Below are 18,080 nucleotides of genomic sequence, written 5' to 3' on the forward strand. Positions count from 1 at the left end.
GTGCTCCACCCTAGGGCTGCCCGGCAACGTCGCCGGGACCCGCTCCCCCACCCACCGCGGCGTCCGACGTACGCCGGGACCCGCGGGCCTTCTTCGGCGGCACCAGCCAGCCCAGGTCGCCGGCGTGGGTGTTGGTGGCGAGCACGTAGGGCCGGCTGTCGGTGTAGCGCACGATCGAGATCGACGCGGGGTCGACGTTGATGCGCTGGAAGAGGTCGAGGTGCATGCCCAGGGCGTCGGCCAGGACCGACTTGATGATGTCGCCGTGGCTCACCGCCACCCAGACGGCGCCGGGGCCGTGCTCGGCCTCGATCGCGGCGTCGTGGCGCCGCACGGCGGCCACGGAGCGGGCCTGCATGGTCGCCATGGACTCACCGCCGGGGAAGGCGGCCGCCGAGGGCTGCGACTGCACGACCTTCCACAGCTTCTCCTTGGCGAGGTCCTTGAGGGCGCGGCCCTGCCACTCGCCGTAGTCGCACTCGCTGATGCCCTTCTCGCTCAGCGTCGGCACCTCGCCGGCCTGGGCGGCCAGGAGCGCCTTGGCGGTCTGGCGGCAGCGCTCGAGCGGGCTGGTGACGAGCGCTGCGAGGCGCACCGGGGCGAGGCGCTCCCCGGCCCGCTCGGCCTGCGCGCGGCCGGTGTCGTCGAGCTTGACGCCGGGGGTGCGCCCGGCGAGCACGCCGGAGGCGTTGGCCGTCGTGCGGCCGTGGCGGACGAGGATCACGGTTGCCATGGCGCCGAGCCTAGACAGCCGCTCCCACGGCCCGGCCGCCGTGGCCTACCGTGTGCCGGTGATCGTGGACAGTGCGCTCTACCGTGACGGCTCGCGCGTGCCGGTGGACTGCGGCCCCCAGGAGCTGCACGCGATGCGTGCCGCGGTGCGGCAGCCGGGCGACTTCGTGTGGGTCGGGCTCCACCAGCCCGCCGAGCACGAGCTGGAGGACGTCGCGGTCGCCTTCGGGCTGCACCCGCTGGCCGTCGAGGACGCCGTCAAGGCCCACCAGCGGCCCAAGCTCGAGGTCTACGGCGACAGCCTCTTCCTGGTGCTCAAGACGCTCTGGTACGTCGACGAGGACGACGCCGTGGAGACCGGCGAGATCAGCCTCTTCGTCGGCGCCGACTTCATCGTCACGGTCCGCCACGGGCAGGGATCGGAGCTGCAGTCGGCGCGGCGCTACCTGGAGTCGAAGGAGTCGGTGCTGACCCACGGCCCCTCCGCGGTGGTCTACGCGGTGGCCGACCGGGTCGTGGACGCCTACATCGCGGTCGTCGACTCGCTGCAGGAGGACGTCGACGAGGTCGAGGCGTCGGTCTTCTCCGACGTGCGCACCCGCGACGCCGCCCGGATCTACACGCTCAAGCGCGAGATCGCCGAGGTGCGGCGTGCCGTGATGCCGCTGCGCGAGCCGATGCGGCGCTTCGCCTACGGCGACGTCGACGGCATCGACGACGACGCCGCCCCCTTCTTCCGCGACGTCTCCGACCACCTGGTGCGCGCCGCGGAGTCGGTGGACACCCTCGACGCGCTGCTGTCGACGGCCTTCGACGCCCACACCGCCCAGATCTCGGTGCAGCAGAACGACGACATGCGCAAGATCTCCGCCGGCGTCGGGCTCGTCGCGGCCCCCACGCTCATCGCCGGGGTCTACGGCATGAACTTCGACCACATGCCCGAGCTGCACTGGGCCCTGGGCTACCCGATGGCGCTCGGCCTGATGGCGCTGACCTCGGGGCTGCTGTGGATGTTCTTCAAGCGCTCCGGCTGGCTGTGAGGCGGGCCCCCGCCGACGGCCGGCCGGCTCAGGCGGCCAGCACGCCGGTGGCGACCAGCACCAGGACGGCCGTGCCCAGCACCACGCGGTAGACCACAAAGGGCGTGTAGGACCGGGTCGAGACGTAGCGCAGCAGCCACGCGATGGCGGCGTACCCGACCAGGAACGAGACGACGGTGGCCACGATGGTCGGGGTCCAGCCGTAGGGGTTGTCGCCGCCCGGGATCTCGCGGAGCTGGAAGACCCCGGCGCCGACGACCGCGGGGATGGCCAGGAGGAAGGCGTAGCGGGTGGCGGCCTCGCGGTCGTAGCCGAGCAGGCGGCCCATCGAGAGCGTGGCCCCCGAGCGGGAGACGCCGGGCACGAGGGCCGCGGCCTGGGCCAGCCCCATGAGCACGGCGTCGCGCAGGGTGATCTGCTCGATGCGCTTGTCGGTGCGGCCGAGCTTGTCGGCAAGGCCCAGCACGAGACCGAGCACCACCAGCGTCGTGCCGATGATCCACAGGCTGCGGAAGTCACGCTCGATGACGTCCTTGAGCGCGACGCCGAGCAGCACGATCGGCAGCGAGCCGACGATGATGAACCACCCCATGCGGGCGTCGAGGTGGCCGCGGTACTCCGGACGCACCAGGGAGCGCAGCCAGGTGGTGGCGATGCGCCAGATGTCCTTGCGGAAGTAGATGAGCACCGCGAGCTCCGTGCCGACCTGGATGACGGCCGTGAACGCCGCGCCCGGGTCGCCCCAGCCGAAGAGCTCGGGGAAGATGCGCAGGTGGGCGCTGCTGGAGATCGGCAGGAACTCGGTGAGTCCCTGGATGACGCCGAGGACGATGGCCTGGAGGAGTTCCTGCACGGTGGAGGACTCTAGGCCCGTCGGACGCCGGTGTTCTCGACCACCACCGTCGTGGCGCGCCGTGCGTGGCGTCGGCCACTGGCTAGGTTGTCGCCATGCAGCAGCGCTCCCTGGGTCTGACCGGCCTGCAGGTCTCCCGCCTCGGCCTCGGCACGATGACCTGGGGCCGCGACACCGACGAGCACGAGGCCCGCGACCAGCTGGTCGCCTTCGTCGGGGCCGGCGGCACCCTCGTCGACACCGCGCCGGTCTACACCGAGGGCCGCTCCGAGCGGCTGCTCGGCTCGCTGCTGGGCGACGTGGTGCGGCGCGACGAGGTGGTGCTGGCCACCAAGGGCGGCCTCGAGGCGCACCGTGGCGGCGTGCGGGTCAGCACCTCGCGCGGCGCCTTGCTGGCCGGGCTCGACGCCTCGCTGGAGCGCCTGGGCGTCGACCACGTCGACCTGTGGCAGGTGCACACCTGGCACGACGGGACGCCGCTGGAGGAGACGCTGCACGCCCTCGACCTGGCCGTGACCTCCGGACGCGCGTCCTACGTCGGCGTGAGCAACTACACCGGCTGGCAGACCGCGCAGGCCGCCACGTGGCAGCGCGCCGTGCCCGGGCGGGTGCCGCTGGCCTCGACCCAGGTGGAGTACTCCCTGCTCCACCGTGGGATCGAGGACGAGGTCCTCCCGGCCGCGCAGGCGCTCGGCCTCGGTGTGCTGCCGTGGTCGCCCCTGGCGCGCGGCGTGCTGACCGGCAAGTACCGCACGGGCATCCCGGCCGACTCGCGCGCCGCGGTCGACGAGTACGCCCCCTACATGGACCCCTACCTCGACGAGCGGGCCGCCGGCATCGTCGGCGCCGTCTGCCGCGCCGCCGACGGCCTCGGCTGGTCGCCGCTGCAGGTGGCCCTGGTGTGGGTCCGCGACCGGCCCGGGGTCACTTCGCCTATCGTGGGAGCACGTACGGCGGCACAGCTGCGGGTCGCCCTCGACATCGAGGGTCTCGCGCTCCCGTCCGAGATCGCCGATGCTCTCGACGACGTCTCCGCCGACTGACTCCAGACCGCCCGCCACCTCACCAGGAGGCCCCGTGAGCCGCGCGCCCCTGCACCGACGTACCTCGTGGTCGCCCGTCGAGTGGGAGTTCGACAAGGTGACCTTCGACCGTCACTTCTCGCGCAACGTCGTCACCAAGCTGCTCGTCGAGCGGGCCGAGCACGGCGGCTGGGAGCTCGACCGAGTGCGGATCGGCTCCGACGGCACCCGCCGCGTCATCCTGCGGCGCAAGATCATCAAGGCCGTCCGCACCGCCTGAGCCCCTCCTGGCCGGTCCGGCGGCCTAGACGTCGTCGAGGAAGCGGTCGAAGACCCGCGCCCCGAACTCCAGCGCGTCGACCGGCACCCGCTCGTCGACGCCGTGGAAGAGCGCGGTGAAGTCGAGGTCGTCGGGCAGCCGCAACGGCGCGAAGCCGTAGGAGCGCATGCCCAGGCGTCGGAAGTGCTTGGCGTCGGTGCCGCCGCTCATCAGGTACGGCGCCACCACGGCGTCGGGGTCCTCGGCGAGCAGGGATCGCGTCATCGCGTCGACCAGGTCGCCGTCGTAGGGGGTCTCCCACGGCTGCTGGTGCGACAGGAACTCGATCTCGACGCCCTCGCCGGTCAGCTCGGCCAGCGTGGCGAAGAACTCGTCCTCGAAGCCGGGCAGGAAGCGGCCGTCGACGTGGGCGGTGGCCTCGGTCGGGATGACGTTCACCTTGTAGCCCGCCCCCAGCATGGTGGGGTTGGTGGTGTTGCTGATGACCGCGCCGAGCATCCGTGCGGCTCCGCCGAACTCCTCGATCAGCCGCGGCGCGTTCTCGGGGGTCGCCTCGACCCCGGCGAGGTCGCCGACGGCGGCGAGGAGCACCTGCATGGTCGGGGTGAGCCGCACCGGCCACTCGTGGGCGCCGATGCGGGCCACGGCGCCGCTGAGCCGGGTGACGGCGTTGTCGGTGTTGAGCATCGAGCCGTGCCCGGCCCGGCCGCGGGCGGTGAGCCGCATCCAGGCCATGCCCTTCTCGGCGGCCTCGATGAGGTACATCCGCCGGCCCCGCACCGTGGTGCTGAAGCCGCCGACCTCGCCCACGGCCTCGGTGACGCCGGCGAACTCCTCGCGGTGGTCGCGCACGAGCACCTCGGCGCCCTTGTGGCCCCCGGCCTCCTCGTCGGCGGTGAAGCACAGCACGACGGGGCGCGAGGGCACCCGCCCGGCGCGGGCACGGGCCCTGACCACGCTGAGCAGCATGGCGTCGAAGTCCTTCATGTCGACCGCGCCGCGGCCCCACACGTACCCGTCCTGGACCTCCCCGGAGAAGGGGTCCACCTGCCAGTCCTCGGCCGCGGCGGGGACGACGTCGAGGTGGCCGTGCAGCAGCAGGGCGTCGTCGCGCGCGCCGTCTCCGCCCCAGTGGGCCACCACGCTGGTGCGGCCCGGCTCGGACTCGTAGAGCCGGGAGGAGATGCCGACCTCGTCGAGCAGGGCTGCGACGTGCTCGGCCGCCTTGCGCTCGCCAGGACCCTCGGCGTCGCCGTAGTTGGAGGTGTCCATCCGGATCAGGTCGCGACAGATCTCGACGACCTCGCCGGCCGGGTCGTGCTCGGTCCCGGGGTGCGTGTCGGGGTGCGTGTCGGGGTGCTCGGAGGAGGGGTTGCCCATGGCGCCCAGCATGTCACCGAGGGCCCCGGAGGCCGACCCCTCGTGGGGGTGGGGCCCGATGCGGGACTTCGGCCGACGCTTTGTTACTGTTCCACCGCACTCGTCCGGGTGGCGGAATTGGCAGACGCGCTAGCTTGAGGTGCTAGTGCCCGTATTAGGGCGTGGGGGTTCAAGTCCCCCCTCGGACACTCAGAAGGCCCCGGCTCCACGGGGCCTTCTGTCATTTCCCCAGGGTGCCGGGTGCACCCCGGTGCACCGCCGGCGGCGCGGGACCCGCCCTTCGGTGGCCCGCCGCGCGGACGACGGTGACCATGCTGTGGCACCGGTGTCACGCCACGGCGTGACCGGACCCGTCTTGCGGGCTCAGTCGACCGCGGTGCCGTGCGGCTGGCGGGGGCCTTGCGGCGTCGTGCGTCGGGCGCGACGTCGGTCGCGTCCGCGCTGCCACTGCTCGGTGGTCACCAGCCCGGTGAGGACCCCGCCGAGTCCGACCCCTCCGCCGAGGGGGGCCGACACCGGGCTGTCCCACGCCACCACCCCGAGGAAGCAGACGGCGACGACCGTGAAGGCCGCCGCGAAGTGCGTCAGACGGTCGACCAGGTCGCGGCGGTGCAGCAGCTGCCAGGCGGCACCCGTCGCGCCGCTGACGGCGGCCACGACGAGCAGGTCCGCGCCGGTGGCCGATCCGTGGTGACCCACCTGCGCGGCCCATACGAGTGCTGCCAGCGGGAGGACGAAGGCCGCGCCGTAGCGGCGGGGTGGCGGCGTGCTCACGACGGAGAGGATGCCTCCTCCCGGGCTCCGCGACCGCATCGACGGCAGCGGCGGCCGAGACCCGGCCCACCGGGGCCCGGCGTCATCGCGACGCCCGTCCGCGTCGTCCCCCCGGCGTCACCGGATCTGCTCCAGGAAGTCGGCGACGTGGGTGCGCAGGTCGGTGGCGAGGCGTGAGAGCTCCAGGCAGGCGCTGGTCATCTCGACCGCTCCCGTGCTCGTGGTGCGGGTGTCGTCGGTGATGGTGGCGACCTCGCCGGTCACCGCGGTCACCGCCGAGGCGGCCCGCGAGGTGGTCTTGCTCAGCTCCTGGGCGGCCAGCCGCTGCTCGCCCACGGAGCCGGCGATGACCGACAGGCTCTCCCCCATCCCGCGCACGCCACCGGAGATCGTCTCGATGGCGGTGACGGCCTCGGTGGCGGCCGCGCGGATCTCCCCGACCTGGTCCTCGATGCGCACGGTCGCCTCGGAGGTCTGGGCGGCGAGGTTCTTGACCTCGGAGGCGACGACGGCGAAGCCCTTGCCCGACTCGCCGGCCCGCGCCGCCTCGATCGTGGCGTTGAGGGCGAGCAGGCGGGTCTGGGCGGCGACCTCGCTGATCACGCGCACCACGTCGCCGATCTCCTGGGAGGCCTTCACGAGACCGGCCACCGTCTGCTGGGCGGCGGCGGCCTCCGCCGAGGCCGCGACGCCGACCTCGTCGGCGCTGCTGGTCTGGGCCTCGATGGCCCCGACGGTGCTCGCGAGCTCCTCGACGGCGGCCGCGGCCATGGTGACGGCGTCGGAGGCGGTGACGGCCTGGTCGCCGACGACCTCCGCCCGGGTGGCGGTGCCCTCGGCCGTCGCGGCCAGGCTGCGCGAGGTCGACTCCATCTCGGTCGACGCGGCGGCGACCTGGTCGGAGAGGCCGAGCACGGCCCGCTCGAAGGCGTCGGCGAGCTCGAGACGGCGTGCGTCCTGCGCCGCGAGCTCGTCGTGGGAGGCGGCCATGGAGGCGGTGGCGGCGTTGATGGTGCCGGCGCCGGCGCGGAACGAGCCGACCATCCCCCGCACCAGGAACGTGCGGTAGAAGCGGCCGTCGCTGGCGAACTCCAGCGACGCCGAGGCCTCGCGCACGAAGGCGTCGGTGAGGTCGAGCAGGTCGTTGAGAGCGGAGCGGGCCTCGCGCAGCTCGGGGGCGTCGCCGAGCACGCCGACCCGGGGCTCCAGGTCGCCGCGGGCCGCGGCCCGGCACACGGCGGTGAGGGCCAGCAGCGCCGAGCGGTACGCCGCCGCCTCGGCGGCCAGGGCGGCTGCCGGGTCGGCGGGCTCGGCCGGGTCGGCGGGGTGCGCGGCCCCGACAGGACCGTCGTCGAGGAGCGTCATGCCGCCGCCCCCTCGGTCGGGGCCGCAGCGGCGTCGAGCGACCAGACCAGCTCGTCGTAGGTGGTGCCGCGGCGGGCGAGCAGGTCGTCCAGCAGGGCCGAGGACGCGGCCAGCGCCTCCGGGCTGCTGGCGTGGCGGGCCTCCTCGGCGACGAGCGCGGCGTAGAGGGGGCGGACCTGGTCGAGCGCGCCCCGTGAGGCGGTGCGGCGGTTGGAGTGGTAGCCGACCACGGTGCCGTCGGGCCCGACGGTGGGGGTGACGTGGGCGAGCACCCAGTAGTGCCCGCCGTCGGCGCGCAGGTTGACGACGTAGGCGAAGATCTCCTCCCCCGCACCCACCCGCTCCCACAGCAGCCGGAAGACCGCGCGCGGCATGTCGGGGTGGCGGATGAGGTTGTGCGGGCGACCGACGAGATCGGCCTCCTCGTAGCCGCTCATCTCCACGAAGAGCTGGTTGACGTAGGTCATCAGACCCCGGGTGTCGGTCTTCGACACGATGATCCGGTCCTCGGCGAAGGTGTGCTCGACCCCGGTGGGCCTGATCCGCTGCTGCCGCATGGCTGGTGTCTCCTCCCGGGCCGCCCTCGCGTGCCCTCGACGCCCCGATCGGCGGGTGGGGCGCCCGGCGTAGGACCCGCCGCGGAGTCGGGACCAAGGTCCTGCGGAGTCGGGACCGAGGACACGCCGACCGGCCATCAGATCTTGATTCGATCCAGAAAAGCCGCCAGAGTAGGCGCATGAGCACCTCCCCCACCGTCGAGGACCGGCTGCGCGCTGCGCAGCTGCGGGTCACCAGGCCGCGGGTGTCCGTCCTGGCCGCGGTGCACCAGCGTCCCCACGCCGACACCGACACCCTCATCAACGCGGTGCGGGCCGACCTCGGCGAGGTCTCCCACCAGGCGGTCTACGACGTCCTGCGCGCGCTCACCGGCGCCGGGCTCGTGCGCCGCATCCAGCCCTCGGGCTCGGTCGCGCGCTACGAGGCGCGCGTGGGCGACAACCACCACCACGTCGTGTGCCGCAGCTGCGGCGCCATCGGCGACGTCGACTGCGCCGTGGGCCACACGCCGTGCCTCACCGCCTCCGACGACCACGGCTTCGAGGTCGACGAGGCGGAGGTCGTCTACTGGGGCACCTGCCCCGCGTGCGCGGCCGCGCGCCCCGCCTGACCCCGATCAGCAGCCACCACCAGCCATCACCTCAGTGACCGCCACTCCCGAAAGGTTCCAGATGAGCGACAACCAGGACCAGAGCGCCGCGCAGGGCGACACCGCCCCGGTCAGCCCCCAGGGCGTCGACCGCAAGGCCGAGCAGGGCTGCCCCGTCATGCACGACGGCGCCACCGCGCAGGGCAGCGAGAGCGAGAACCCGGTCATCGACTCCCCCACCCCGAAGACCGGCGGACGCCCGCACGGCCTCAAGGACTGGTGGCCCAACTCCCTCGACCTCTCGGTGCTGCACGTGCACTCGACCAAGAGCAACCCGCTGGGCGAGGACTTCGACTACAAGCAGGCCTTCGCCGGCCTCGACGTCGACGCGCTCAAGCAGGACGTCACCCAGGTGCTGCGCACCTCGCAGGACTGGTGGCCCGCCGACTTCGGCCACTACGGCGGCCTGATGATCCGTCTCAGCTGGCACGCCGCCGGCACCTACCGCATCTACGACGGTCGCGGCGGCGCCGGCGACGGCGGCCAGCGCTTCGCCCCGCTCAACAGCTGGCCCGACAACGCCAACCTCGACAAGGCCCGCCGCCTGCTGTGGCCCGTCAAGCAGAAGTACGGCACCAAGGTCTCCTGGGCCGACCTGCTGGTCCTCGCCGGCAACGTCGCCCTCGAGGACATGGGCCTGCCGACCTTCGGCTTCGGCTTCGGCCGTGAGGACGTCTGGGAGCCCGAGGAGATCTTCTGGGGCCCCGAGGACACCTGGCTGGGCGACGAGCGCTACACCGGCGAGCGCGAGCTCCACGAGTCGCTCGGCGCCGTTCAGATGGGCCTGATCTACGTCAACCCCGAGGGCCCCAACGGCAACCCCGACCCGCTGGCCTCGGCCCGCGACATCCGCGAGACCTTCGCCCGCATGGCGATGAACGACGAGGAGACCGTCGCCCTCATCGCCGGCGGCCACACCTTCGGCAAGACCCACGGAGCCGGCGACGCCGACCTCGTGGGCCCCGAGCCCGAGGGCGCGCCGCTGGAGGAGCAGGGCCTGGGCTGGACGAGCCAGTTCGGCTCCGGCAAGGGCGTTGACGCCATCACCTCGGGCCTCGAGGTCACCTGGACCCGCACCCCGGTGCAGTGGAGCAACGACTACTTCGAGTTCCTGTTCGGCTACGAGTGGGAGCTGGAGAAGAGCCCCGCCGGCGCCTACCAGTGGGTGGCCAAGGACGCCGAGGACGTCATCCCCGGCCCGACCGAGGACGCCCCCCGGCGCAGGCCCACCATGCTCACCAGCGACCTCGCGCTGCGCGTGGACCCGGCGTACGAGAAGATCTCGCGGCACTTCCTGGAGAACCCCGAGGAGTTCGCGCTGGCCTTCGCCAAGGCCTGGTACAAGTTGCTGCACCGCGACATGGGCCCGATCAGCCGCTACCTCGGCCCCGAGGTCGCCGAGCCGCAGCTGTGGCAGGACCCCGTGCCGGCCGTCGAGGGCCCGCTGGTCTCCGACGCCGACGTCGCCCGCCTCAAGCAGGCGGTGCTGGCCACCGACCTGACGGTCTCCGAGCTCGTCGCCACGGCATGGGCCTCGGCCGCGACCTTCCGCTCCACCGACAAGCGCGGCGGCGCCAACGGCGCCCGCATCCGCCTCGAGCCGCAGCGCGGCTGGGAGGTCAACCAGCCCGAGCAGCTCGAGCGCGTGCTCGGCGTGCTCGAGGGCGTCCGCAGCGACTTCAACGCCGCGGGCGGGGCGCAGGTCTCGCTGGCCGACCTCATCGTGCTCGCCGGCTCCGCCGCGGTGGAGAAGGCCGCCGCCGACGCCGGCGTCGAGGTGACCGTGCCGTTCCGCGCCGGTCGCACCGACGCCACCCAGGAGCAGACCGACACCGACTCCTTCCGGGTGCTCGAGCCGCGCGCCGACGGGTTCCGCAACTACCTGCGCCCCGGGGAGAAGACCCAGCCCGAGGTGCTCCTGGTCGACCGCGCCTACATGCTCGACCTCACCGCGCCCGAGATGACCGTGCTGGTGGGCGGTCTGCGCGCCCTCGGCGGCAACGTCGGCGGCACCGCCCACGGCGTGCTCACCGACCGGCCCGGCGTGCTCACCAACGACTTCTTCACCCACCTGCTGTCCCCCGGGACCCGCTGGAAGGCCTCGGAGTCGGAGGAGAACGTCTACGAGATCCGCGACGTCGCCACCGACGAGGTGCGCTTCACCGCCACGCCGGTCGACCTGATCTTCGGGTCCAACTCGCAGCTGCGGGCGCTGTCGGAGGTCTACGCCGCCGACGACGCGCGGGAGAAGTTCGTGGGCGACTTCGTCAAGGCCTGGACCAAGATCATGGAGCTCGACCGCTTCGACCTCGACTGAGCGACGACCCCAGCACCACCCCAGCACCACCACGGAGCCGCAGGTCCTCGGACCTGCGGCTCCGTGCCGTCGGTGGGCAGCCGGCTCAGTCGGCGTCGGCCAGCTCCGCGGGCCTGGCCCGCAGCTGGAAGGAGCGGCCCGTCACCACGGTGGGGCGCAGCTCCACGACGTCGTACGTCGGGCCCTCCAGCCAGCTCTGGCGCACCTCCGCGTCGAGCCGGTGCTCCTCGCGCTCGTCGAGGCGGCGCAGCCGTCCGCGGGCCACGACCGACCACGCCGACGACGTGTCGTGCCAGTCGATCTCGAGCGCCACCTCCGAGTGCAGGGCCGCGGCGAGGAGCTTGCCGCCGGCCGCGGTGCGGAAGAGCAGCGCCCCGTCGTCGACGACGTAGTTGATCGGCACCAGGTGGACCTCGTCGACCAGCCGGTAGGCCAGACGTCCCAGCTCGTGCCGGGCCAGCCGCTCCCAGCACTCCTCGCTCGTGAGCTCCCCGGCAGCCGCCGGCCCGGTCGGTGCGCTGGCTGTGTCCATGCTGCGAGCCTGCCGCGGCCGGCCCCCGACCCGCAGGGGCGAAGGTCCCGCGGACCGGGGCCCTGGGACAGGTCCGCGACGGGCGGTGAGCGAGGAGCGTGGGGGTGACGGGACAGGCCCGTCACCGACCCGGGAGGACCCGCCACCATGGACAGCACCCGCCCCACCGACCAGACCGCGCCCGTCCGGCCCGACGACACGATCGTCGTGGCCGTCGGCGCCGAGGGCGCTGCCGGCGCGGTCGCCTTCGCGGTGCAGGAGGCCGAGCGCCACCACGCCCCCGTCCACGTCGTGCACGTCGTGCGTGCGGGGGCGGCCAACGGCTATCCCGAGCTCCTCGCCGACGTCTACGCCGCCGCCGACGACACCGTCAGCAGCGCCGTCCGGCTGGCGCGCGACCTCGGGGGGCCCGGCACGGTCGTGACCGGCGAGCGCCTGGACTCCGGCGGGCTCGTCCACGACCTGGTCGACCAGGGGCGCGGTGGCGCCCTCCTGGTGCTCGAGCGCCGCACGTCCGGCCGGCTGCACCACGTGCTGACCCGCTCCACGCTCAACGGCGTGGCGGCCCGGGCCGCGGTGCCCGTCGTCTCGGTGCCCACCGGCTGGCGACGGCCCCCGGCCGGCGCGGCCTCGGTGGTCACCGTGGGCGTGCAGGACGCGGGCGAGGCCGAGCCGCTCCTGCGCACGGCCTTCGAGCTGGCCCGCGAGCGCGGGTCGAGCCTGCGGGTGGTGCACTCCTGGTGGGCCCGTGGGCTCTGGTCCCCCGTCATCGACACCACCGTGCGCGCCGACTGGGAGGGCCGCGCACGCCGGGAGCTGGAGGCGGCCGTCGAGCCCCTGCGCGCGGGCTTCCCCGAGGTGCCGGTGGTGCTCCACGTGCGCCCCGAGCCCCCGGTCGAGGCCCTGCTCGACGCGGCGGGCCGCTCCGGCCTCGTCGTGGTCGGCCGGCGGCACCACCTCCTGCCGGTCGGGTCGCACCTCGGGCCGGTCGCCCGGGCCGTGCTCGACCACGCCACCTGCCCCGTGCTGATCGCCCCGGAGGCCGTCGCACCCCGCCGCTCGCGCACCCGGCGGGCCGCGGCCACGACGGGCGGCTGACCCGCGCTCACCGGCCGCCGGGCATCCTCGGGGCCATGAGCGAACAGAGCCCCGCCGTCACCCCCGACCCGTCGAGCGCGCCCGGCACCACGCCCGGCACGACCGCTCCCGGTGCGACCATGCGCGCCGTCGGACTGCGTCGGTGCCTCCCGGTCACCGACCCCGAGTCGCTCGTCGACGTCGAGCTGCCCCGCCCCGAGGTGGGCCCGCGCGACCTGCTCGTCGAGGTGCGGGCGGTGTCGGTCAACCCCGTCGACACCAAGGTGCGCAGCGGCGCGATCCCCGATGACCGCGCCGACGAGCGTCCCGACGGGGTGCGCGTGCTCGGCTACGACGCGGCGGGCGTGGTGGTCGAGGTCGGCTCCGCGGTCGAGCTCTTCGCGGTCGGCGACGAGGTCTACTACGCCGGCCACCTGATGCGGCAGGGCTCCGACGCCGAGCTCCAGGCGGTCGACGAGCGCCTCGTGGGACGCAAGCCCTCCACCCTCGGCTTCGCCGAGGCCGCCGCCCTCCCGCTGACCGCGATCACCGCGTGGGAGGGCCTCTTCGACAAGCTCCGCCTCCACGAGGCCAGCCAGGGCACGCTGCTGCTGCCCGCAGCCGCCGGCGGCGTCGGCTCGATGGTGCTCCAGCTGGTGCGCGAGCTGCTGCCCGGTGTGCGGGTGGTGGCCACGGCGTCACGGGCCGAGTCCCGGGCCTGGGTGGAGCAGCTGGGCGCAGCGGCCGTCGTGGACCACCGTGCCGACGACCTGCTCGACCAGGTGCGCCTCGCCGCTCCCGACGGCGTCGCCTGGGTCTTCACCAGCCGCGTCGAGCAGCCCGGCCAGCTCGAGCTCTACACCGAGGTCCTCGACCCCTTCGGCGAGATCGTCGCCATCGACGACCCCGAGGTGCTCGACATCGCCGCGCTCAAGCCCAAGAGCCTCTCGGTGCACTGGGAGCTGATGTTCACCCGCGCGCTGACCGGCGGCGAGCAGCAGCGCAGCCAGCACGACCTGCTCGACCGCGTCGCCGACCTCGTCGACGCCGGTCGTGTGCGCTCCACCGCCACCACCGTCCTGTCGCCGATCGACGCCGCTACGCTGCGACGGGCCCACGGCCTGGTCGAGGACGGCCACGTGGTGGGCAAGGTCGTCGTCGCAGCAGCAGGAGAGGTCCCGGCGTGAAGATCGGCATCGACAGCTTCGTCTCGGTGGTCACCGACCCCGACACCGGTCGTCAGATCGGCCCCCAGGAGCGGGTGGCGCACCTGCTGGAGGAGGTCGAGCGGGCCGACCAGGTCGGCCTCGACAGCTACGGCATCGGGGAGCACCACCGCAGCGAGTACCTCGACTCCGCACCGGCCGTGCTGCTGGCCGCCGCCGCGGCACGCACGCGCGACATCCGGCTCAACAGCGCCGTGACGGTGCTCAGCGCCAGCGACCCGGTCAGGGTGTTCCAGGAGTTCGCCACCCTCGACCTCGTCTCCGGTGGTCGCATCGACCTGGTCGTCGGGCGCGGCTCCTTCGTGGAGTCCTTCCCGCTCTTCGGTCTCGACCTCGACGACTACGACTCGCTCTTCGCCGAGAAGCTCGACCTGCTGCTGCGCCTGCGCGATCAGCCGCACGTCACCTGGTCGGGCCGGCACCGCCCCGCCCTGACCGGCCAGGGCGTCTACCCCCGGCCCGTGCAGGACCCCTTCCCGATCTGGGTCGGGGCGGGTGGCACCCCGTCGTCCTTCGCCCGCGCCGGCGGCCTGGGCCTGCCGCTGATGGTGGCGATCATCGGCGGGCAGCCCGCGCGCTTCAAGCCGCTGGTCGACCTCTACCGCGAGACCGGGCGCCGCGCCGGCCACGACCCGGCAACCCTCAAGGTCGGCCTGCACTGCTTCGGCTTCGTCGGCGACAGCGACCAGCAGGCCGCCGACGACTTCTACCCCGGCTGGCAGGAGATGTTCACCACGATCGGCCGCGAGCGAGGGTTCGGTGCCCCGGGACGCGCGCAGTACGACGCCACGGTCGCCCCCGACGGGGCCTTCCTGATCGGCTCCCCCGAGACGGTGGCGCAGAAGATGCTGCGCATCGACGCCGACCTCGGCGGCGTCGACCGGATCTCGCTGCAGATGACCAACATCCGTCTGGCGCACCACAACCTCCTGCACGGCATCGAGCTGCTGGGCACCGAGGTCGCCCCCCGCGTGCGCCGGGCGCTCGACGGCTGAGAGGCGCGACCCCGGGCGGCACCGGGGTGAGGCTTTGCCGGCGAAGTCCTCACCCCGGGCCGGGCGGGGCCGACCGGGAGGGGGACCCCCTGTCCAGCGACACCTCCCGGAAGGCTCCCCCATGCCGATCCCCCGCACCCTGGCGGCGACCGCGGTCGCCGTCCTCGCCGTCTCCGGCCTCGCCACCACCGCCGACGCCGCCCCGCGCGACCGTGACGGCGACGGCATGTCCGACCGCTACGAGCGCCGTCACGGCTTCGACCCGACCGAGGCCGGCGACGCCCGCGGAGACGCCGACAAGGACGGCCTCAGCAACCGCCGCGAGTCGCAGGAGCGCACCGACCCGCGCGCTGAGGACACCGACGGCGACGGCCAGGACGACGCCGACGAGCTGCGCGGCAAGGCGCGCGGCTCCGACCCGCGTGACGAGGACACCGACGACGACGGCACGCTCGACGGCGACGAGGACTCCGACGGCGACGACGTGGCCGACGAGGACGAGGACGACGCCCGCGAGCCCTGCGCGAAGGACGACGACGACTCCGACTCCGACGGCGTCGCCGACGAGGACGAGAACGAGCTCGGACTCGGCTCCGACGACTCCGACTCCGACGACGACGGCACGCCCGACGGCGAGGAGGACTCCGACGACGACGGGCGTCTCGACGAGGACGGCGACGACCACGACGACGACGCCTGCGACGGCGACCGGGACGGCGACGGCCACCACGACGAGGACGAGGACGACCTCGTCGGGGCGATCGTCTCCTTCGACGCCGTCACGGGCAGGCTCGTGGTCGGATCGGGGACCGACACGCTGACGGGCCTGGTCACCGACGACACCGAGATCGAGCTCGAGACCCGTGACGAGGACCACGACGACTCCGACGACGGTGACGACGACGGTGACGAGGAGGACCGCGTGGTGGACCGCCGCCGTGGCGGCGACGACACCGGGAGCACCGCCGACCTCGTCGTGGGGGCGGAGGTCGCCGAGCTGGACTTCGTGCGCGGCACAGACGTCCTGGACGAGGTCGTGGTGTACGTCGTGCCCGCCGGCGGCTGAGCCCACCGGCGCGGGCGTGGGGCGGCGGGGCAGGATGGGGCCTGCTCGCCGTCCCACGACCCGTCCGAGGAGCACCCGTGCCCGTCACCCGAGGCTTCAGCGGCCGCCCGCGCCGGGGCCGTCCCGACCGCCTGCCCCCGGGGCAGTACGACACCGGCCGCGACTGGCCGGTGCTCACCGCCGAGGTCGCCCCCGTCGTCGACCCCGCCCGCTGGTCGCTGACCGTCGACGGCGAGGTCGAGCGGTCGACCACGTGGAGCTGGGAGGAGCTGCACGCGCTGCCGGGCTCGACGTACGACGGGGACATCCACTGCGTGACGACCTGGTCGATGCTGGAGACCAGCTTCACCGGCGTGTCCGTCGACGTGCTGCTCGACGCCGCCGGCCCCACGGCGTCGGCCACCCACGTGATGGCGCACGCCACGACCGGCTACACCACCAACCTGCCGCTGGCGGACCTGCGCGGCGGCAGGGCGTGGGTGGTCTGGGAGCACGAGGGCCGTCCGCTGCCGGCCGAGCACGGCGGTCCGGTGCGCCTGCTGGTGCCCCACCTGTACTTCTGGAAGTCGGCCAAGTGGGTCACCCGCCTGGAGCTCATGGACCGTGACCGCCCGGGCTTCTGGGAGGCCAACGGCTACCACGACCGCGGCGACCCGTGGCTGGAGCAGCGCTACCAGGGCGACCCGTGAGCACCGCCTCCACCGCGGCCGCCCCGGTCGGTCGCTGGACCACCGGCCGCGCGGTCGAGGTGGTGCACGAGGGCACGGCGCTGCTGCGGGTGCGCCTCGAGGTCGCCGACCGCGTCGACCACCTCCCCGGGCAGCACTACGTGGTCCGCCTGCGCGCCGACGACGGCTACACCGCCCAGCGGTCCTACTCCGTGGCCTCCGACCCGGGCGACCCGCTCCTGGAGCTGCTCGTCGAGCACCTCCCCGGCGGTGAGGTCTCCGGCTTCCTCCACGAGGTGCTCGAGGTCGGCGACGTGCTCGAGCTGCGCGGGCCGATCGGCGGCTGGTTCACCTGGGGCGGGGCCGGCGACCTCGTGCCGGCCGTGTGCGTCGTCGGCGGCACCGGCGTCGTGCCGGCCGTGGCGATGCTGCGCCACGCCCGGCGGCTCGGGGTGTCCGACCGGCTCCGCGTCGTCGCGGTCGGGCGCACCCGCGCCGCCCTGCCCTACGCCGAGGAGCTGGGCGCCGCCGGCGCGCTCGTGGCGCTGACGCGCGAGAACCTCACCGGCGCCGACGGGTCGGTGCGGGTGGCGGCGCCGCCGTACGTCGACGAGGTGCGCGACCTCGTGGAGGGTGTCGACCGGGCCTACGTGTGCGGGTCGGCCGGCTTCGCCTCCTTCGCCACCCGGCTGCTCGGCGAGGCCGGGATGCGCGCGACGGGGATCAGGGTCGAGCAGTTCGGGGCCAGCGGCTGACCCGTACCCTCGGGCCCATGACCACCCCCTTCCGCGTCGGCTTCGTCACCGGGGCCACCCCCGACAAGTGGGCCGAGACGTGGCGCCGCCGCTCCCGCGTGCCGCTCGAGCTGGTGCCGGTGGAGGAGCCGGAGCAGGAGCAGGGTCTGCGCGACGGCACGCTCGACATGGCGCTGGTGCGACTGCCCGTCGACCGCGACGCCCTGCACTGCATCCCGCTCTACGAGGAGGTGCCGGTCGTGGTGGTCGGCCACGAGCACGTCGTGACGGCTGTGGACGAGGTGGAGCTGGCCGACCTGGCCGAGGAGCAGCTGGTGCGGCCCCACGTGAGCGGCTGGCGGCCGGAGGCGCCGCAGCTGGCGTGGCCGGCGATGAGCCTGCCCGAGGCGGTGGAGACCGTCGCCGCCGGCACCGGGGTGCTGCTGGCGCCGATGTCGGTCGCCCGCCTGCTGCGCCGCAAGGACACGGCGTACCGGCCCGTGGTCGACCTGCCGGCCACCCGTGTCGGGCTGGCCTGGAGGCTCGACCGCGACGACGAGCGGATCCAGACCTTCATCGGCATCGTGCGGGGCCGCACGGAGCGCAGTTCGCGCGGCTGACGGACCCGGTCGCACCACGGGCCCGGGTCGCACCGTCGGTCGGGCCGGCATCCGCTGACCGGACGTCACCGGTCGGACATCGCCCGCAGGGGTGAGCCGGGTTGTGCTCGCAGCGCGCGGCCTGACATGGTCGAATGTCCGATTCTCGCGCACCGCGCGGGTCGGGCCCGTCCCACTGCCCCGATCGACCGA

The 18,080-nt window shown here is 73.9% G+C and carries 19 protein-coding genes and 1 tRNA gene; 13 read left to right on the plus strand and 7 right to left on the minus strand.

Annotation, left to right across the window (positions count from 1 at the left end):
• Positions 1-10 precede the first annotated feature (10 nt).
• Complete coding sequence (locus tag IR170_RS00900) at positions 11-733, minus strand: histidine phosphatase family protein (protein WP_056904047.1); 723 nt, start codon at positions 731-733, stop codon at positions 11-13.
• Here IR170_RS00900 and corA point away from each other — a divergent pair.
• Positions 732-1,772 (plus strand): magnesium/cobalt transporter CorA, encoded by a 1,041-nt coding sequence (corA, locus tag IR170_RS00905; protein ID WP_227488380.1) that lies wholly within the window; start codon positions 732-734, stop codon positions 1,770-1,772. The genes IR170_RS00900 and corA overlap by 2 nt on opposite strands.
• A gap of 28 nt (positions 1,773-1,800) precedes the next feature.
• Here the strand turns inward: corA and IR170_RS00910 are convergent, their stop codons facing one another.
• Positions 1,801-2,625, minus strand: a complete 825-nt coding sequence (locus tag IR170_RS00910; protein WP_193660866.1) for an undecaprenyl-diphosphate phosphatase — start codon at positions 2,623-2,625, stop codon at positions 1,801-1,803.
• A gap of 95 nt (positions 2,626-2,720) precedes the next feature.
• On the opposite strand from IR170_RS00910, the gene IR170_RS00915 reads away from it, so the two are divergent.
• Both IR170_RS00915 and IR170_RS00920 read left to right on the plus strand, forming a co-directional pair.
• Positions 2,721-3,668, plus strand: a complete 948-nt coding sequence (locus IR170_RS00915; RefSeq protein WP_193660867.1) for an aldo/keto reductase — start codon at positions 2,721-2,723, stop codon at positions 3,666-3,668.
• A gap of 34 nt (positions 3,669-3,702) precedes the next feature.
• A complete protein-coding gene (locus IR170_RS00920) occupies positions 3,703-3,927 on the plus strand; it encodes a DUF5703 family protein (protein WP_193661619.1) in 225 nt (74 codons plus the stop codon).
• Between the two features lie 24 nt (positions 3,928-3,951).
• On the opposite strand, the gene IR170_RS00925 is transcribed toward IR170_RS00920, so the two are convergent.
• Entirely contained in the window at positions 3,952-5,307 is a 1,356-nt protein-coding gene (locus tag IR170_RS00925) for a M20/M25/M40 family metallo-hydrolase (RefSeq protein ID WP_193660868.1), read from the minus strand.
• A gap of 102 nt (positions 5,308-5,409) precedes the next feature.
• Here IR170_RS00925 and IR170_RS00930 point away from each other — a divergent pair.
• Positions 5,410-5,495 (plus strand) — tRNA-Leu (locus IR170_RS00930).
• 175 nt (positions 5,496-5,670) lie between these two features.
• Here the strand turns inward: IR170_RS00930 and IR170_RS00935 are convergent.
• The 3 genes from IR170_RS00935 to IR170_RS00945 form a co-directional block, all read right to left on the minus strand.
• Positions 5,671-6,081 carry a hypothetical protein gene (locus IR170_RS00935; RefSeq protein WP_193660869.1) on the minus strand — a complete coding sequence of 137 codons (411 nt, stop codon included), beginning with the start codon at positions 6,079-6,081 and terminating at the stop codon, positions 5,671-5,673.
• Between the two features lie 117 nt (positions 6,082-6,198).
• The gene (locus IR170_RS00940; protein WP_193660870.1) at positions 6,199-7,446 is read right to left on the minus strand and encodes a methyl-accepting chemotaxis protein; all 1,248 of its coding nucleotides are present in this window, start codon (positions 7,444-7,446) and stop codon (positions 6,199-6,201) included.
• A complete protein-coding gene (locus tag IR170_RS00945; RefSeq protein WP_193660871.1) occupies positions 7,443-8,003 on the minus strand; it encodes a PAS domain-containing protein in 561 nt (186 codons plus the stop codon). The genes IR170_RS00940 and IR170_RS00945 overlap by 4 nt, the downstream gene beginning before the upstream one ends.
• Before the next feature lie 179 nt (positions 8,004-8,182).
• Here IR170_RS00945 and IR170_RS00950 point away from each other — a divergent pair, with 179 nt between their 5' ends.
• Both IR170_RS00950 and katG read left to right on the plus strand, forming a co-directional pair.
• Positions 8,183-8,614 (plus strand): Fur family transcriptional regulator, encoded by a 432-nt coding sequence (locus IR170_RS00950; protein ID WP_193660872.1) that lies wholly within the window; start codon positions 8,183-8,185, stop codon positions 8,612-8,614.
• A gap of 61 nt (positions 8,615-8,675) precedes the next feature.
• The gene (gene katG / locus IR170_RS00955) at positions 8,676-10,970 is read left to right on the plus strand and encodes a catalase/peroxidase HPI (RefSeq protein WP_193660873.1); all 2,295 of its coding nucleotides are present in this window, start codon (positions 8,676-8,678) and stop codon (positions 10,968-10,970) included.
• An 85-nt stretch (positions 10,971-11,055) separates the two neighbouring features.
• Here the strand turns inward: katG and IR170_RS00960 are convergent, their stop codons facing one another.
• On the minus strand, positions 11,056-11,502 hold the full coding sequence (locus IR170_RS00960) for a pyridoxamine 5'-phosphate oxidase family protein (protein WP_193660874.1): 447 nt from the start codon (positions 11,500-11,502) through the stop codon (positions 11,056-11,058).
• A 147-nt stretch (positions 11,503-11,649) separates the two neighbouring features.
• Between IR170_RS00960 and IR170_RS00965 the strand changes: the two genes are divergently transcribed.
• From IR170_RS00965 to IR170_RS00995, 7 genes are all read left to right on the plus strand, one after another.
• On the plus strand, positions 11,650-12,600 hold the full coding sequence (locus IR170_RS00965; RefSeq protein ID WP_193660875.1) for a universal stress protein: 951 nt from the start codon (positions 11,650-11,652) through the stop codon (positions 12,598-12,600).
• Positions 12,601-12,635: 35 nt separating this feature from the next.
• Complete coding sequence (locus IR170_RS00970; protein ID WP_227488381.1) at positions 12,636-13,766, plus strand: zinc-binding alcohol dehydrogenase family protein; 1,131 nt, start codon at positions 12,636-12,638, stop codon at positions 13,764-13,766.
• Positions 13,763-14,800, plus strand: coding sequence for an Atu2307/SP_0267 family LLM class monooxygenase (locus tag IR170_RS00975; RefSeq protein WP_193660876.1), 1,038 nt, complete (start codon positions 13,763-13,765; stop codon positions 14,798-14,800). Before IR170_RS00970 ends, IR170_RS00975 begins: the two co-directional genes overlap by 4 nt.
• A gap of 121 nt (positions 14,801-14,921) precedes the next feature.
• Positions 14,922-15,866, plus strand: coding sequence for a hypothetical protein (locus IR170_RS00980; protein WP_193660877.1), 945 nt, complete (start codon positions 14,922-14,924; stop codon positions 15,864-15,866).
• Between the two features lie 77 nt (positions 15,867-15,943).
• Positions 15,944-16,555, plus strand: a complete 612-nt coding sequence (locus IR170_RS00985; RefSeq protein WP_193660878.1) for a sulfite oxidase-like oxidoreductase — start codon at positions 15,944-15,946, stop codon at positions 16,553-16,555.
• Positions 16,552-17,289 (plus strand): FAD-binding oxidoreductase, encoded by a 738-nt coding sequence (locus tag IR170_RS00990; protein ID WP_319804844.1) that lies wholly within the window; start codon positions 16,552-16,554, stop codon positions 17,287-17,289. The genes IR170_RS00985 and IR170_RS00990 overlap by 4 nt, the downstream gene beginning before the upstream one ends.
• A gap of 17 nt (positions 17,290-17,306) precedes the next feature.
• Positions 17,307-17,888, plus strand: a complete 582-nt coding sequence (locus IR170_RS00995; RefSeq protein ID WP_193660879.1) for a LysR substrate-binding domain-containing protein — start codon at positions 17,307-17,309, stop codon at positions 17,886-17,888.
• The last annotated feature ends 192 nt before the right edge of the window (positions 17,889-18,080 follow it).

This window comes from Nocardioides kribbensis (assembly GCF_015070375.1).
Lineage (GTDB): Bacteria > Actinomycetota > Actinomycetes > Propionibacteriales > Nocardioidaceae > Nocardioides > Nocardioides kribbensis.